The following is a 16825-nucleotide window of genomic DNA, read 5'->3' as shown; positions in this document are numbered from 1 at the left end:
TCAACTCGCAGGTTAAATTTGGGCAAATTTCAAGCTATGCTTCAAAATAAAATTTAAGGAAAGGGCGTGAGCAAAATCTGCTCGGCTTTGCGCTGATGGAGTTGCGAGACGAGCTGCGTAGGCTGTATAAAAACTACGATCTGATCGATAAGAAATTTTTGCAAGATTAGGCAGCTAAATTTTACCGCTCTCGCCGGGTGCATTCGGCATGGACATAACGCAGCAGCGAGGCGAGGCGGCGCCAAATTTATAAAATTTTAAAATTTACGCACGATTTTTTGAGCGCGAACGGATATGAGATGATCGGCATGGATCACTACTCAAAGCCCGCGGACGAGCTTCATGCCGCGCTTAAAAACGGCTCGCTGCACCGTAATTTCCAAGGCTATACGACCAAGGGCGGCGCCGATCTGATCGGCATCGGGCTAACCAGCATCGGCGAGGGCGCGCGCCACTACGCGCAAAATTTCAAAGATATGGACGCTTACGAGGCTGCGATCGATGAAGGCAGGCTGCCGTATTGCAGGGGTATTTTGCTAAATGAAGAGGATCTGCTGCGCAAAGAGGTGATTATGGGGCTGATGAGTAATTTCTGCGTCGATATAGAGGCGATCGAGGAGAAATTTAAGATAAAATTTTTCGAGCATTTTGGTGCTAGCCTAAAACAGCTTGAGGCGCTAAAGGATTTCGTACAAGTCTCGCCGCATAGAATTTCCGTAACGCCCACCGGTACGCTTTTGATCCGCAATATCGCGATGTGCTTTGATGAGTATATGGTTAAAAATTTGGGCGAAAAGCGCTTTTCTAAAACCGTCTAAGCAGTGTGGCTATGAGTAGGGCAAAGCTTGGAGCGTTCGATTTTGCGGCACTTAGCGAGCGTTGCGTAAAATGTGGTAAATGTATCCAAGTCTGCACGATTCATGGCATTAACGGCGATGAAGTAACGAGCCCGCGCGGTTTTGTGGATCTTTTGGGCGCTTACGGCAGGAATGAACTAAAGCTTGATAAAAACGCTAAGAAAATTTTTGAAAGCTGCTTTTTATGCACCAACTGCGTAGATATTTGCGGCGAGTCTTTGCCCATAGATACGGCAATCGAGAATGTTCGCGCGCGCATTGCGGAAAAATTTGGCATCGCGTGGTACAAAAAAGCTGCGTTTTGGCTGCTCGGGCACCGCAAAGCACTGGATCTAGCAGCAGCGCTTGGATACGTGTTTCTTAGCTGTGGCTTTAAGATGCGAAAAGATACGCAAAGCTCTATGTCGCCTAGATTTGACTTGCCACTACTTAAAAAAGAGCGCCTGCTGCCTGCTCCTGCGAAAAAAAGCTTTATGAACTCTCATGCAGAGCTTATCGACAACGGCGGCGAAAAAACTATCGGAATTTTTATAGGCTGCATGGCAAACTACGCTTACACGGGCGTAGGCGAGGCGGTTCTACATATCGCGCGAGCGCTAAAGCTAAACGTAAATTTGATGAAGGAACAAGCCTGTTGCGGCGCCCCTGCGTATTTTACGGGAGATTTTGCAGCGGTTGAACGCGTGGCAAAATTTAATATAGCATATTTCGAAAAAGCTCTGCCTGCTCTTGATGCGATTATAGTGCCTGAGGCTACGTGCTCTGCAATGCTGCGGGTGGATTACGCGCATTTTTTTGAAAACGAGCCGCAATGGAAAGCCCGTGCGCAAAAGCTTGCGAGTAAAATTTTTATGGCGAGCGAATACTTTTATAAATTTACAAACTTAAGTGATCTTTTGATGCGCCGCGGCAAAAGGGCTTTAGCGATTACCTATCACGATCCGTGCCATGCCCGCAAAATGCAGGGTATTTGGAAAGAGCCGCGCGGCTTGCTCGCTCAAAACTACGAAATAACCGAGATGGATGAACTTAATAAATGCTGCGGATTTGGCGGTGTGACGATGCAGACCGAGCGTTACGAGCTCGCGCGTGAAGCAGGATTAGCTAAGGTGCGCGCAATGGCGGATCTACCCGTGCGCGTAGTCTCTGCTGAGTGCAGTGCGTGCAGGATGCAGCTAAATAACTCGCTTTCTTTAAATGGCTCGCAGATGAGGTGCGTAAATCCGCTGGAGCTCATCGCTGAAGCGCTTGTGAGCGAGGAAAATTCCAATGGATAAAATTTAACATTTGTGAAATTCCTGCATTTCGTTAGCTTTTTACTCAATTCACATCCTGGGACAAAATTCCGTGCTTTTGAAATTTTGGTTTTTAAAAATTATGATTAAATTTTATCATTAGCTTGTAAAGGTTGCGGTTTGCGTCTTTGAGCTTTTGGACAAAGCAGCCTGAAGCGGTGCACGGGGGGCAAGCCCACAGGTTTTGCTCTACGGCGGGGTTGAGTAATGTGATTTTAAATACTAAAATTTTGTAGTTTAGAATTTTAGCTGAGGGATTTGCGCAAAATTTTAAGAAGTTGAATTGAGGGATGGATTTTGGCAGGAATTCTAATTTTACGCGGTATTATTTGAAATTCTATGGAATTTGCGGCTAATGGCTGGAATTTTGATTTATTAATTCGCGTGGATTTGCTTATCGTTGCAGGATTAAAGCGCGAATTTTAAATTTCGTAAAATTTCAAATTAGTTACGCATGGGCTTCTTGCACTTTGTGGTTTTGACGTTGGGGCAAAATTTCTTTCAAAAATGTCAAAGTGCGTATAAAAATATATTCGTAATTTTTAGCACGAGATATTTGGCAAAAAGGCTAAGCTAGCGAGATCATGGATTTAAATTTAATTTTATTCTTGCTCTTTTGCGTCATCTTCAGAGTCCAGCTTTGCTTCTTCGATCAAAAGCCTGTTGGCTTCGGTAGCCTTTTTTATCTCGCTTAAGTTTTCTTCTATCTTATTTAAGCGCTTTTCAAGGGTATTTAGACGCTTTTCGGAGCGGGAGATAAAATAATAAATCAAATAAATCATAAAAACTATGATAATCCAAGGTACGATTTTCATATAAAATTCCTTAAAATTTAAAATTGCGCGCATTATAGCAGAAATTTTATGAAATTTTAAAATAGGCTGTTTTAGCCTTGACAATTGGGGATTTTTCGGTTATAATTGCCACTTCAATTTCAAAATGCTGGTGTAGCTCAGCTGGTAGAGCTACTGCCTTGTAAGCAGTGGGTCGGCGGTTCGATCCCGTCCACCAGCTCCATTTTTTGTAACAGTGTTTGACCAGATTTCATCAAAGGGTGAGATACTCAAGTGGCCAACGAGGGCAGACTGTAAATCTGCTGGCTTTGCCTTCCGTGGTTCGAATCCACGTCTCACCACCATGAATTTTTGATGCGGGATTAGCTCAGTTGGCTAGAGCATCAGCCTTCCAAGCTGAGGGTCGCGGGTTCGAGCCCCGTTTCCCGCTCCACCATTTAGGTTTACTGGGAGCTGTAAAACTTAACTGCTTTTATATGCTTACATAATCTAAATTTTGGTCGCATTGTTGGGTATTGGTAGCGATTTCTCTTTGCCTGAGTTTAGGCTCATATGGCTCAGAGGTAGAGCACTTCCTTGGTAAGGAAGAGGTCGCGGGTTCAAGTCCCGCTATGAGCTCCATAAAATAGAGTCGCTTAGTTTGTTGTGTAATCCACAAATCAATAACGGAGGATATGATGGCTAAAGAAAAATTTAATCGTAACAAGCCACACGTAAACATTGGTACCATCGGTCACGTTGACCATGGTAAGACTACTTTGACAGCTGCTATTTCTGCTGTTCTTTCCAGGAAGGGTCTAGCCGAGCTAAAAGACTACGACAATATCGATAACGCTCCAGAGGAAAAAGAGCGCGGTATTACTATCGCTACGTCTCACATCGAATATGAGACCGAGAAACGTCACTATGCTCACGTTGACTGCCCTGGTCACGCCGACTACGTAAAAAATATGATTACCGGCGCGGCTCAGATGGACGGCGCTATTTTAGTTGTCTCTGCTGCAGATGGTCCTATGCCTCAAACTCGCGAGCACATCTTGCTTTCTCGCCAGGTAGGCGTTCCTTATATCGTAGTTTTCCTAAACAAAACCGATATGGTCGATGATCCGGATCTTTTAGAGCTAGTCGAAGAGGAAGTTAGAGATCTTTTAAAAGAGTATAAATTCCCTGGCGACGAGACTCCGATCATTAAAGGTTCTGCGCTTAAGGCTCTTGAAGAGGCTAAAGCCGGACAAGATGGTGAGTGGTCTGCAAAGATTATGGAGCTTATGGATGCCGTTGATAGCTATATTCCAACTCCTGTTCGCGATACCGATAAAGATTTCCTTCTTCCGATCGAAGATATTTTCTCGATTTCCGGTCGTGGTACCGTTGTAACCGGTAGAATCGAAAAAGGTATAGTTAAAGTTGGCGATACTATCGAGATCGTAGGTATTAAACCTACTCAAACTACTACCGTTACCGGCGTTGAGATGTTTAGAAAAGAGATGGATCAAGGTGAAGCCGGCGATAACGTAGGTGTTTTATTGCGCGGTACTAAGAAAGAGGAAGTAGAGCGCGGTATGGTTTTATGCAAACCAAAATCTATCACTCCTCATACTAAATTTGAGGGCGAGGTTTATATCCTAACTAAAGAAGAGGGCGGACGCCATACTCCATTCTTTAATAATTATAGACCGCAGTTTTACGTTCGTACGACAGATGTTACCGGTTCGATTACCCTTCCTGAGGGAACGGAGATGGTAATGCCTGGCGATAACGTTAAAATCACCGTTGAGCTAATTGCTCCGATCGCTCTTGAGCAAGGTACTCGCTTCGCGATTCGCGAAGGCGGTCATACCGTAGGTTCAGGCGTCGTTTCGAAAATCATCGCTTAATTTTTTTGCAAGCGGAATTTTAAAATTCCGCTTGCTTTTTTATTCAAGGAAACCAAATGGCAAAGAATTCAAGTAGAGTAAAGGTCGGATTAAAATGCTCCGAAAGTGGCGATATTAACTATACTACTTATAAAAATAGCAAAACTACGACCGAAAAACTAGAACTTAAAAAATATTGCCCTAGATTAAAAAAGCACACGCTTCATAAAGAAGTAAAGTTAAAAGGCTAATTGTTTATAGGGCAATAGCTCCAACGGTAGAGCGCCGGATTCCAAATCCGATGGTTGGGGGTTCGAATCCCTCTTGCCCTGCCACGAGGATTGGGTATGGAAAAAGTAAAAGAGTATTATAAACAAGCAAAAGTAGAGTTAGATAAGGTAATTTTCCCGACTAAAGATCAAACTAAAACAGCATATATCTCTGTAGTAGTCGTAGTCGTAGTTATTGCACTGTTTTTAGCGCTAGTGGATCTTATTATGTCCGCTTTGATAACTGCTTAAGTAAGGATCGCAATATGGCAAATAAATGGTATGCGATACAAACTTACGCCGGCAGCGAGATGGCGGTAAAGCGTGCAATAGAAGCGCTAAAGCAAGACGAAGCACTTGAGGCTAAGATCGGCGAAGTGCTAGTGCCTACCGAAGATGTTATAGAGGTCAAAAATACAAAGCAAACCATTAAAGAGCGTAGCTTATATCCAGGGTATTGTTTTGCAAATTTAGATTTGGATACCACTTTATGGCATAGAATTCAGATGCTGCCTAAGGTCAGTCGCTTTATCGGCGAGGCGAAAAAACCCTCTCCGCTACCGGAAAAAGATATCGAAATAATTCTAGAAAAGATCAATAATCGCGAGGCTCCTAAGCCGAAGATAAATTTTGAAGACGGAGAGACGGTTAGGATCGTCGACGGACCTTTTGCTAATTTCAACGGCATCGTAGAAGAGTATGATATGATCCACGGCAAGCTTCGCCTTAATGTTTCGATCTTCGGACGAAGTACGCCGATTGAAATTTCATACTCGCAAGTTGAAAAGATTATTTAAATTTTATAAGGAGTAAATTTATGGCTAAGAAAGTTGTTGGCGAAATCAAGCTGCAAATAGCGGCCGCAAAAGCAAATCCAAGCCCGCCGGTAGGTCCTGCACTAGGTCAAAAGGGCGTTAATATTATGGAATTTTGCAAAGCGTTTAACGAGCGAACCAAAGATATGGCAGGCTTCAACATTCCTGTTATCATCACGGTTTACGCCGATAAAAGCTTTACTTTCATCACTAAGCAACCGCCTGCGACGGATTTGATCAAAAAAGCGGCGAAGATAGATAAAGGTTCGGATAACCCTCTTAAAAAGAAGGTAGCGTCCTTAACGAAAGCTCAGGTTTTAGAGATCGTCGAGAAAAAGATCGCCGATCTGAATACCAAAGATAGAGAGCAGGCTGCTAGGATTATAGCGGGTTCGGCTCGTTCTATGGGTATTACGGTCACTGACTAGACCTTTTGACCGCTAAGGTTTAAAAAAGCGGTAGCACTTTAATTGCGGAGAAATATATGCCAAAAAATTCAAAAAGATTCAACGAACTTTTAAAAAAAGTTGACGTAAATAAAATTTATAGTGTAGACGAAGCGGTAAGCACGGTAAAAACTTTAGCTTCTGCTAAATTTGACGAGACGGTGGAGATCGCTCTTAAACTAAACGTAGATCCAAGACATGCCGATCAGATGGTGCGCGGCTCGGTCGTTTTACCTGCGGGTACGGGAAAAAGCGTTCGCGTAGCCGTGATCGCAAAAGACGCAAAGGCTAGCGAGGCTAGCGAAGCGGGTGCCGATATCGTGGGTGCCGATGATCTGATTGAAGAGATTCAAAAAGGAAATATAAATTTCGATGTTCTTATCGCTACTCCAAATTTAATGGGACTAGTCGGTAAGGTAGGTCGTATTCTTGGTCCAAAAGGCGTTATGCCGAACCCTAAAACCGGTACCGTTACTATGGATGTCGCTCAGGCCGTTAAAAATGCTAAGGGTGGACAGGTAAATTTCCGCGTCGATAAGCAGGGAAATATCCACGCGGGCCTTGGCAAGGCTAGCTTTAGCAAAGAGCAGATTTTAGACAATCTTACGACGTTTATTAAAACCATAAATAAGCATAAGCCAGCGACTGCGAAGGGTAGATACGTAACTCATGCATCGCTTTCACTTACTATGAGCCCTGCAGTTACACTGGATAATCAAGAAATAATCGATTTAAAATAAAATTTTAAATTTTTATCTTAGATTGGAGATAGCTCAAGGTTTTTAACTTAATTGATCGAAATTTCAAAATTTCGATCGCTTGGCTTGAAATCACCGATCGGAAAGGAGACCTAATGACGAGAGACGAAAAATCAAAGATAGTAGCGGAGCTTGGCGAGGCTTTCAAAGCTAGCGAAGCTATAGTAATTTCCGATTTTAAAGGCCTTAGCGTTAAGCAGCTTGAAGATCTTAGAAATAGCGCGCGCGAAGCGGGCGTAAAGGTTCGGGTTATCAAAAACACCCTAGCCAATATCGCTTTAAAAAATGCCGAAAAAAACGGACTTAGCTTTAAAGATACCAATATCTTCTTATGGGGCGAGCAGCTTTCTGTATGTAAAGTAGCGGCTAAATTTGAAGAGAAAAATGAAATTTTTAAGCTCAAGACTGCTCATATCGATGGGGAAGTAGCGGGCGTAGATAAGGTTAGAGCGCTTTCGAAGATACCTTCGAGAGACGAGCTTATCGCGATGTTACTTCAAGTATGGAATGCGCCGATTCAAAATTTTACGATCGGCTTAAATGCGCTTAAGCAGAAAAAAGAAGCTAGCGCTTAATTAAAATTTAGGAGAATAAAATGGCAATTTCAAAAGAAGATGTTTTAGAGTATATCTCTAATCTTTCGGTGCTAGAGCTTAGCGAGTTAGTTAAAGAATTCGAAGAAAAATTCGGCGTAAGCGCAGCTCCAGTTATGGTAGCAGGCGGCGCAGGTGCTGGCGGCGCAGGTGCGGCAGCGGCTGAAGAGAAAACGGAATTCGACGTCGTATTGCTTGATGCGGGCGATAAGAAAATCAATGTAATTAAGGTTGTTCGCGCCTTAACGGGCCTTGGTCTAAAAGAAGCCAAAGACGCTACCGAGGCTACTCCGTCCGTTCTTAAAGAGGGACTTAACAAAGAAGACGCCGAGAAGGCTAAAAAAGAGCTTGAAGAAGCAGGCGCTAAAGTCGAACTCAAATAAATCGCGGAATTTTAAAATTTCGCATACAAATGTGTGCCGGTGCGTCGTATCGGCACTTCTTTCTTTAAAATACAACTACGAGGTAGTGGAATGTTAAACAGCCTATATTCAGGAAATCGTCTTAGGGTGGATTTTTCAAAGGTTCCCAAAGACATCGAAATTCCGAATTTATTACAACTACAAAAGAAAAGTTTTGATCATTTTTTAAATCTTGATAACTCGGGTGGAGAAAGCGGCATAGAAAAGGTTTTCAAAGCTATTTTTCCTATCCATGACGCACAGAATAGACTAAGCATCGAGTATGTAAGCAGCGAAATTTCAAAGCCAAAGTATTCGATCAGAGAATGCATGGAAAGAGGACTTACTTATTCGGTAAATTTAAAGATGAAGCTTCGTCTGCTCGTGCATGAGCGCGATGAAAAGACGGGCAAAAAAATCGGCGTAAAAGAGATCAAAGAGCAAGATATATTCATTCGCGACATTCCTCTAATGACCGATAGAATTTCATTTATCATAAACGGCGTAGAGCGCGTAGTCGTAAATCAGCTGCACAGAAGCCCGGGCGTAATCTTCAAAGAAGAAGAGAGCCCGACGGTTCTAAATAAACTCATCTACACCGCTCAAATAATACCTGATCGCGGCAGCTGGCTATACTTCGAATACGACGTAAAAGACGTACTATACGTACGCATAAATAAAAGGCGCAAGGTTCCGATCACGATCCTATTTCGCGCGCTCGGCTACAAAAAACAAGACATTATAAAATTATTTTATCCTATTAAGACGATCTATATCAAAAAAGGAAAATTCCTAACCGATTTCGATCCTAAAGAGTATTCCGGTAGGCTCGATTACGACATTATAAACGAAAAGGGCGAGGTGTTTCATCAAGCAAGCAAGCGCCTAACATCCAAAAAAGCGGAGAAACTAGCGGAGGACGGACTAAAGCTCATCGAGTATCCGGCTGAAATTTTAGCCGAGCGCTACCTAGCCGACGCCATCGTCGATAAAAACAGCGGCGAAGTGCTTTTTGATTCGCTAACCGCGCTTGATGAGGGCAAGCTAGCCAAGATCGCCAACACCGAGAAAAAATTTACGATCGCCAACGACCTAGCTAGCGGCGTAGATACTTCGATCATAAATTCCTTCATCCAAGATGCCGACGCGCTTAAACTCTTGCAACAAAGCGAAGGCATAGACGATGAGAACGATCTGGCTGCGATTAGAATTTACAAAGTAATGCGCCCCGGCGAGCCGGTGGTAAAAGAGGCGGCAAAGAGCTTCGTAAACGATCTGTTTTTTAATCCGGAGCGCTACGATCTGACCAAAGTCGGTCGTATGAAGATGAACCACAAGCTGGGTATCGAGGCGCCGGAGTACGTAACCGTGCTAACCAGCGAGGATATCATCAAAACCGCGAAATATCTAATCAGGGTCAAAAACGGCGACGGTTTCATCGACGATCGCGATAATCTTGGAAACCGCCGCATCCGCTCGATCGGAGAGCTTTTGGCAAACGAGATGCATCTTGGATTTATCAAGGTTCAAAAGGCGATCAAGGATAAATTTACCGGCATCAGCGGCAACCTCGACGAGCTTATGCCGTATGATTTCGTAAACCCTAAAATCATCACCACTACGCTTATGGAATTTTTCACCGGCGGCCAGCTAAGCCAGTTTATGGATCAGACCAACCCGCTTAGCGAGGTTACGCATAAGCGTCGTCTATCTGCGCTGGGCGAAGGCGGACTAGTTAAAGAGCGCGCAGGCTTTGAGGTGCGTGACGTCCATCCTACGCACTACGGTAGAATTTGTCCTATCGAGACGCCTGAGGGTCAAAACATCGGCCTGATCAACACCCTAGCGACCTATGCGAAGGTAAATGATCTAGGCTTCGTCGAGGCTCCGTATAAAAAGGTCGTAGACGGCAAGGTCACCGACGAGATCGTCTATCTTACCGCTACGCAGGAAGAGGGGCTCGTAATCGCTCCGGCGTCCGCTAAATTGGACGAGGAGGGTAATATCGTAGAGGAGCTTTTAGAGGTCAGAAAAGATGGCGAAAATATCATGGCTAAACGTGAGGATATTTCGCTAATTGATCTTTGCTCCGGTATGGTCGCGGGCGTAGCGGCGTCGCTGATTCCGTTTTTGGAACACGACGATGCTAACCGCGCGCTTATGGGCTCGAACATGCAGCGTCAAGCCGTGCCGCTTCTACACTCTACCGCTCCTATCGTTGGAACGGGTATGGAAGCGATCATCGCGCGCGATTCGTGGGAAGCGATTAAAGCTAATCGCGACGGCGTCGTAGAAAAGGTCGATAATAAAAATATATTCATTTTGGGCGAAGACGAAAAAGGTCCGTTTATCGATCACTACTCGATGGAGAAAAATTTACGCACTAACCAAAACACTACCTTTTCACAGCGCCCTATTGTGCGAAAAGGCGACGTGATAAAGGCAGGTCAAATCATAGCCGACGGTCCTAGCATGGACGGCGGCGAGCTTGCGATCGGCAAAAACGCTCTTATAGCTTTCATGCCGTGGCACGGTTATAATTACGAGGACGCCGTAGTCATGAGCGAAAAGATGATTCGTGCTGATGAATACACCAGCGTGCATGTTTATGAAAAAGAGATCGAGGCTAGAGAGCTTAAAGACGGCGTGGAGGAGATCACGCGCGATATCCCTAATATCAAAGAGGAGGAGCTTACCCACCTCGATGATAGCGGTATCGTAAAGATCGGTACTCACGTCAAACCTGGCATGATCCTAGTAGGCAAGGTAACTCCGAAGGGCGAGGTTAAACCGACGCCTGAAGAGAGGCTTTTACGCGCGATCTTCGGCGAGAAGGCGGGACATGTGGTAAATAAATCTCTCTACGCTACCGCTTCGATGGAAGGCGTGGTGATCGACGTTAAAATTTTTACCAAAAAGGGCTATGAGAAGGATCCGCGCACAAACAAAGCCTATGAGGATGAAAAAACCGAGCTCGAAAGGGAGCATCACGACAGGCTTTTGATGCTCGATCGCGAGGAGATGCTAAAGGTAGTGGCGCTACTTTCTAAAAGCGCTTTACAAAGCGATCAAAGCCTAAATAAAAAAGATTATAAAAAGGGCGATAAGGTTAAAAAAGAGGAGCTTGAAAGCTCCAACCGCTTTACGTTAAATTCCTTCGTCAAGGCTTATTCTAAAGCTGTTCAGAAGGAATACGAGGAGCTAAAAAACCACTTCCAAAACGAGAAGCGCAAGCTCAAAGAGGAGCATGACGAAAAGATCGAAATTTTAGAAAAAGACGATATCTTGCCAAGCGGCGTCGTTAAGCTCGTAAAGGTCTATATAGCGACTAAGCGCAAGCTAAAAGTGGGCGATAAGATGGCGGGCCGCCACGGAAATAAGGGCATCGTTTCAAATATCGTCCCTGAGGTCGATATGCCGTATCTGCCTAGTGGACAGCGCGTGGATATCGTGCTAAATCCTCTCGGTGTTCCAAGCCGTATGAATATCGGTCAGATAATGGAGAGCCACTTAGGTCTTGTGGGTTGGCGCTTAGGCGAGCAGATCGCTAAAATTTTAGAGGAGAAAACGGGCGAATGGATAAAAACCCTTCGCGCCAAAATGATTGAGATCGCAGGCGTTTCCAAACTAATGCAGGCTAAAAAAACGCTTGAGAAAATCAGCGACGAAGATCTTTTAAAATACGCTAGAGACTGGGCTAAGGGCGTTAGATTTTCCGCTCCGATATTTGAAGGCATCGTGCCGGAGGATTTCAAAAAGCTATTTGAAATGGCGGGTATCGATCAGGACGGCAAGACCGAGCTTTACGACGGCCGCACAGGCGAAAAGATCAAAGAGCGCGTAAACGTGGGCTGCATGTATTATCTCAAACTACACCACCTAGTCGACGAGAAGGTTCACGCAAGAAGCACCGGTCCTTACAGCCTAGTTACGCAGCAGCCGGTCGGCGGCAAGGCGCTATTCGGCGGTCAAAGATTCGGCGAGATGGAAGTTTGGGCTCTGGAGGCATACGGCGCGGCATATACGCTTCGCGAGATGCTAACGATCAAATCCGACGACGTCGACGGACGCTTGGCTGCGTATAAGGCGCTGACAAAAGGCGAAAACGTTCCGTCTACCGGAATTCCTGAGACATTTTTTGTTTTAACAAACGAGCTTAAATCGCTTGCTCTAGACGTTGAAATTTACGAGAATGGAGAGAATAAATGAGCGATAATTCAAATTTAGAAAGAATAGAAATAAAAGAGGACGCCAGAGTCCACGATTTCGATGCGTTTGCAATCAGGCTTGCTAGTCCCGAGCAGATCAAAGCCTGGAGCCACGGCGAGGTAAAAAAGCCGGAGACTATCAACTACCGCACGCTCAAGCCGGAGCGCGACGGACTTTTTTGCGCTAAAATTTTCGGCCCCGTAAGAGACTATGAGTGCATCTGCGGCAAGTATAAAAAGATGCGCTACAAAGGCTGGAAGTGCGAAAAATGCGGCGTCGAGATCACGAGCTCGAAGGTTCGCCGTACTAGAATGGGACATATCGAGCTGGTAACGCCGGTGGCGCATATTTGGTACGTAAATTCCTTGCCTAGCCGCATCGGTACGCTGCTAAACATCAAGATGAAAGATCTTGAGCGCGTGCTTTACTATGAGGCGTATATCGTGGAAAGTGCAGGCGAGGCATTTTACGACAACGAAAATTCTAAAAAGGTCGAAAAATATGACGTTTTAAACGAAGAGCAGTACCAGAGCCTAAAAGAGCGCTTTTCGCAGACGGGCTTCGTCGCTAAAATGGGCGGTCAGGTGATCCGCGATATGTTAGCTGAGCTTGATTTGGTCGAAATTTTATCCGCCCTTAAGCAGGAGATGGAAAATACAAACTCCGAAGCGAAGAAAAAAACCATCGTCAAGCGTCTAAAGGTCGTCGAGAGCTTTTTAAATTCCGGCAATAAGCCCGAGTGGATGATGATTACAAATCTTCCCGTACTGCCTGCCGATCTACGCCCGCTCGTTAGCCTTGAGGGCGGAAAATTTGCGGTTTCTGACGTAAACGATCTGTATCGCCGCGTCATAAATCGAAATTCTAGGCTCAAAAGGCTGATGGAGCTCGATGCACCCGAGATCATCATCCGTAATGAGAAACGAATGCTTCAAGAGGCGGTGGATGCGCTTTTTGACAACGGACGTCGCGCTAACGCCGTAAAGGGCGCCAATAAGCGACCGCTTAAATCTCTAAGCGAGATCATTAAAGGTAAACAAGGTCGCTTCCGTCAAAATTTACTCGGAAAGCGTGTGGATTTTTCGGGTCGCTCCGTCATCGTCGTAGGTCCAAATTTACGCATGGATCAGTGCGGTCTGCCTAAGACGATGGCGCTTGAGTTATTCAAGCCGCATCTAATCGCTCGCCTTCAAGAGAAGGGCTATGCTACGACCGTTAAGCAGGCTAAAAAGATGATTGAAAATAGGATCAATGAAGTTTGGGAGTGCTTGGAGGAGGTCGTTAAAGATCACCCGGTTATGCTAAACCGCGCGCCGACGCTTCATAAGATGTCTATTCAGGCGTTTCATCCCGTGCTCGTCGAGGGCAAGGCGATCAGGCTGCATCCGTTAGTCTGCGCCGCGTTTAACGCGGACTTCGACGGTGATCAGATGGCGGTGCACGTGCCGCTTAGCCAAGAGGCGATTGCAGAGTGCAAAATTTTAATGCTTAGCTCGATGAACATCTTGCTTCCTGCGAGCGGAAAGCCCGTCGCAGTGCCTAGCCAGGATATGGTTTTAGGAATTTATTATCTAAGCCTCGAAAAGCCGGGTGCAAAAGGAACGAATAAAATTTTTGCAAACGTCGATGAGGTAATGCTCGCCGTGGAGGCAAACGCGCTAGATATCCACGCTAAAATCAAAACGATGATCGATCGCCGCATTATCTTTACGACCGCGGGCCGCTTGATCATCAAATCGATCCTGCCTAGCTTTATTCCGGATCATCTTTGGAATAAGATTATGAAGAAAAAGGATATCGCCGAGCTTGTCGATTACGTCTATAAAAACGGCGGTCTTGAGATAAGCGCGGAATTTTTGGATAATCTTAAAAATTTAGGCTTTGAATCCGCGACTAAAGCGGGCGTTTCGATCTCCGTTTCGGATATCATCGTGCCGAAGTCCAAAGCAAGCCTCGTCGAAGAGGCTAAAAAGCAGGTCAGAGAAGTTCAGAACCAATACGGCGCGGGCTTGCTAACCGACGGCGAGCGCTATAACAAAACGATCGACATCTGGACCAGCACCAGCAAGAAGCTAGCTGATGAGATGATGAAGATGATGGAGAAGGATAAGGACGGCTTTAATTCTATTTATATGATGGCCGATAGCGGCGCGCGAGGTAGCGCGGAGCAGATCAAACAGCTAGCGGGCATGAGAGGTCTGATGAGTAAGCCGGACGGCTCGATCATCGAGACGCCGATCACTTCAAATTTTAGAGAGGGTCTAAACGTAAATGAGTACTTCATCTCGACTCACGGCGCGCGTAAAGGTCTTGCCGATACTGCGCTTAAGACCGCAAACGCGGGCTATCTGACGCGAAAGCTGATCGATGTCGCGCAAAATGTCAGGGTTACGATGCACGATTGCGGTACGCACGAGGGTATCGAGGTTACTGAGATCGTAGAAAACGGAACGCAAATAGAAAGCTTAGCCGATAGGATTATGGGTAGGGTGCTAAGCTCGGATGTGATTGATCCGGTGTCGAATGAAATTTTATTCACCGAAGGCACGCTTCTGGGCGTTAACGAGGTACGCACCATAGTCGATGCCGGCATCAAATCCGTAAGCATCCGTACGCCTATTACGTGCAAGGCTGAAAAAGGGGTTTGCGCGAAGTGCTACGGTGTAAATTTAGGCGAGGGCAAGCTGGTAAAACCGGGTGAAGCGGTCGGTATCATCTCTGCGCAATCAATCGGTGAGCCGGGCACGCAGCTTACGCTACGAACCTTCCATGCCGGCGGTACCGCATCTACCGAGCAGCAAGATCGCCAAGTAATCGCCGATAAGGAAGGCTTTATCAGATATTACAACGTAAAGACCTATGAAAACGGCGGCAAAAATATCGTGATGAACCGCAGAAACGCCGCGGTGCTTTTGGTCGAGCCAAAGATCAAAGCCCCAATTACCGGCAAGGTAAGCATCGATATAACTCACGATGATGTGAATATTACGCTAAAAGGTAAGAAAGAAGAATTTAAATATACTATCCGACGTCATGATCTAGCTAAGCCTACTGAGCTTGCTGGCGTAAGCGGTAAAGTTGAGGGAAAATTCTACATCGTTTTCAAAGACGGCGAAACCGTTGGAGAAAATGATAGTTTAGTAGAGGTTATAAAAGAAGACTGGAATATCCCTACTCGAATTCCGTTTGCAAGCGAACTTCGCGTCAAAGACGGCGAGCCGGTAACTCAAAAGATCAAAGCGGGAGCAAATGGTACGCTTAAGTATTTCATCCTAAAGGGCGATTATTTAGAGAGACTAAGAGATATCAAAAAAGGCCACGTCGTAAGCGAAAAGGGCATGTACGTAGTCATCTCCGATGAAAACGGTAGAGAGGCGATCCGTCACTATATACCGCGTGAATCTGTCATTACCTATGATGATAATAGCGTCGTAAAAAGCGATGATCTTATAGCCAAGCCTAAAAAAGACGATCGATTGATCATTGCGGAGTGGGATCCGTATTCCATCCCGGTAGCTGCAGAGTGTGAAGGTAAGATCAGCTTTGAGGATATCGAGCCTGGATATACCGCTACAGAGCAATATGACGAGACTACCGGTCAAAGCCGTTTGGTTATCAACGAGTATCTACCTCAGGGCGTTAAACCGGCCATTATCGTAACTCCTAGCAAGGGAGAGCCTATCAAATATAATCTAGGACCGAAGACTGCGATTTTTACGAATAAGGGCGATCAGGTAGCGATTGCAGATATTTTGGCTAGGACACCGAAGGCTGCTGCGAAATCAAAAGATATCACCGGCGGTTTGCCGCGCGTATCGGAGCTATTTGAGGCGCGCCGTCCGAAAAATACCGCGATTATCGCGGACATAGACGGAACCGTCCGCTTTGATAAAGCTTTGCGCGCGAAAGAGCGCATTATAATAGAGGGCGAGGATGGAACGAGCGCCGAGTATCTAATCGATAAGAGCCGCCAGATCCAGGTGCGAAACGGCGAGTTCGTCCACGCAGGCGAGAAACTTACCGACGGAGTTATCAGCTCGCACGATGTGCTTAGAATTTTAGGCGAAAAGGCGCTGCATTATTATCTAATAAGCGAAATTCAACAGGTTTATCGCTCTCAAGGCGTCGTCATCAGCGACAAACATATCGAGATCATCGTATCTCAGATGCTCCGTCAGGTCCGAATCGTCGATAGCGGCGATACTCAGCTAATCGTCGGCGATCTCATTAGCCGCCGCAGATTTAGAGAAGAAAACGAGCGCATTATGAAAATTGGTGGTGAGCCTGCGATTGCTGAGTCTGTGCTACTGGGCGTAACTCGTGCAGCTGTTGGAAGCGATAGCGTCATTTCGGCAGCGTCTTTCCAAGAGACTACGAAGGTTTTAACGGAGGCTAGCATCGCGGGTAAATTTGACCGATTGGAGGATTTGAAAGAAAACGTAATTTTAGGTCGCATAATTCCGGTCGGAACCGGTTTGTATAAAGACAAGGAAGTTAAACTTAAAAAATAATTTAGGGCAAAAAGCCCTAAA

Annotated in this window: 12 protein-coding genes, 5 tRNA genes and 1 pseudogene; 17 read left to right on the top strand and 1 reads right to left on the bottom strand. The window is 45.5% G+C overall.

Annotated elements, in window-relative coordinates; genetic code table 11:
• Positions 1–251: 251 nt before the first annotated feature.
• Both Q0620_RS02715 and Q0620_RS02710 read left to right on the top strand, forming a co-directional pair.
• A pseudogene (locus Q0620_RS02715) lies at positions 252–818 on the top strand (coproporphyrinogen III oxidase); the annotation flags it as partial.
• 11 nt (positions 819–829) lie between these two features.
• Positions 830–2134: a (Fe-S)-binding protein gene (locus Q0620_RS02710; RefSeq protein WP_298783101.1), complete on the top strand. Its 1305-nt coding sequence runs from the start codon at positions 830–832 to the stop codon at positions 2132–2134.
• A gap of 620 nt (positions 2135–2754) precedes the next feature.
• On the opposite strand, the gene Q0620_RS02705 is transcribed toward Q0620_RS02710, so the two are convergent.
• Entirely contained in the window at positions 2755–2967 is a 213-nt protein-coding gene (locus tag Q0620_RS02705; protein ID WP_297882846.1) for a hypothetical protein, read from the bottom strand.
• 126 nt (positions 2968–3093) lie between these two features.
• On the opposite strand from Q0620_RS02705, the gene Q0620_RS02700 reads away from it, so the two are divergent.
• From Q0620_RS02700 to rpoC, 15 genes are all read left to right on the top strand, one after another.
• Positions 3094–3169, top strand: a tRNA-Thr gene (locus Q0620_RS02700).
• Between the two features lie 36 nt (positions 3170–3205).
• Positions 3206–3290: transfer RNA gene (locus Q0620_RS02695), tRNA-Tyr, on the top strand.
• 12 nt (positions 3291–3302) lie between these two features.
• Positions 3303–3379: transfer RNA gene (locus Q0620_RS02690), tRNA-Gly, on the top strand.
• A gap of 113 nt (positions 3380–3492) precedes the next feature.
• Positions 3493–3567: transfer RNA gene (locus Q0620_RS02685), tRNA-Thr, on the top strand.
• 56 nt (positions 3568–3623) lie between these two features.
• Positions 3624–4823 (top strand): elongation factor Tu, encoded by a 1200-nt coding sequence (gene tuf / locus Q0620_RS02680; RefSeq protein ID WP_040304280.1) that lies wholly within the window; start codon positions 3624–3626, stop codon positions 4821–4823.
• A 56-nt stretch (positions 4824–4879) separates the two neighbouring features.
• On the top strand, positions 4880–5053 hold the full coding sequence (gene rpmG / locus Q0620_RS02675) for a 50S ribosomal protein L33 (protein ID WP_005872634.1): 174 nt from the start codon (positions 4880–4882) through the stop codon (positions 5051–5053).
• An 8-nt stretch (positions 5054–5061) separates the two neighbouring features.
• Positions 5062–5137 (top strand) — tRNA-Trp (locus Q0620_RS02670).
• Positions 5138–5149: 12 nt separating this feature from the next.
• The gene (secE, locus tag Q0620_RS02665; protein ID WP_005872632.1) at positions 5150–5323 is read left to right on the top strand and encodes a preprotein translocase subunit SecE; all 174 of its coding nucleotides are present in this window, start codon (positions 5150–5152) and stop codon (positions 5321–5323) included.
• Between the two features lie 14 nt (positions 5324–5337).
• Positions 5338–5868 carry a transcription termination/antitermination protein NusG gene (gene nusG, locus Q0620_RS02660; protein WP_297921286.1) on the top strand — a complete coding sequence of 177 codons (531 nt, stop codon included), beginning with the start codon at positions 5338–5340 and terminating at the stop codon, positions 5866–5868.
• A gap of 20 nt (positions 5869–5888) precedes the next feature.
• A complete protein-coding gene (rplK, locus tag Q0620_RS02655) occupies positions 5889–6314 on the top strand; it encodes a 50S ribosomal protein L11 (RefSeq protein ID WP_005872629.1) in 426 nt (141 codons plus the stop codon).
• A gap of 56 nt (positions 6315–6370) precedes the next feature.
• Entirely contained in the window at positions 6371–7072 is a 702-nt protein-coding gene (gene rplA, locus Q0620_RS02650) for a 50S ribosomal protein L1 (RefSeq protein ID WP_177386844.1), read from the top strand.
• A gap of 113 nt (positions 7073–7185) precedes the next feature.
• Entirely contained in the window at positions 7186–7665 is a 480-nt protein-coding gene (rplJ, locus tag Q0620_RS02645) for a 50S ribosomal protein L10 (RefSeq protein WP_298783100.1), read from the top strand.
• A gap of 20 nt (positions 7666–7685) precedes the next feature.
• Complete coding sequence (gene rplL, locus Q0620_RS02640) at positions 7686–8066, top strand: 50S ribosomal protein L7/L12 (RefSeq protein WP_177386842.1); 381 nt, start codon at positions 7686–7688, stop codon at positions 8064–8066.
• A gap of 90 nt (positions 8067–8156) precedes the next feature.
• Positions 8157–12293, top strand: coding sequence for a DNA-directed RNA polymerase subunit beta (gene rpoB / locus Q0620_RS02635; RefSeq protein ID WP_298783099.1), 4137 nt, complete (start codon positions 8157–8159; stop codon positions 12291–12293).
• Positions 12290–16804 carry a DNA-directed RNA polymerase subunit beta' gene (rpoC, locus tag Q0620_RS02630; protein WP_298783098.1) on the top strand — a complete coding sequence of 1505 codons (4515 nt, stop codon included), beginning with the start codon at positions 12290–12292 and terminating at the stop codon, positions 16802–16804. The genes rpoB and rpoC overlap by 4 nt, the downstream gene beginning before the upstream one ends.
• The last annotated feature ends 21 nt before the right edge of the window (positions 16805–16825 follow it).

Origin of the sequence: uncultured Campylobacter sp., assembly GCF_938017615.1 — a bacterium.
GTDB lineage: Bacteria > Campylobacterota > Campylobacteria > Campylobacterales > Campylobacteraceae > Campylobacter_B.
This window is presented reverse-complemented; position numbering and strand designations above follow the sequence as displayed.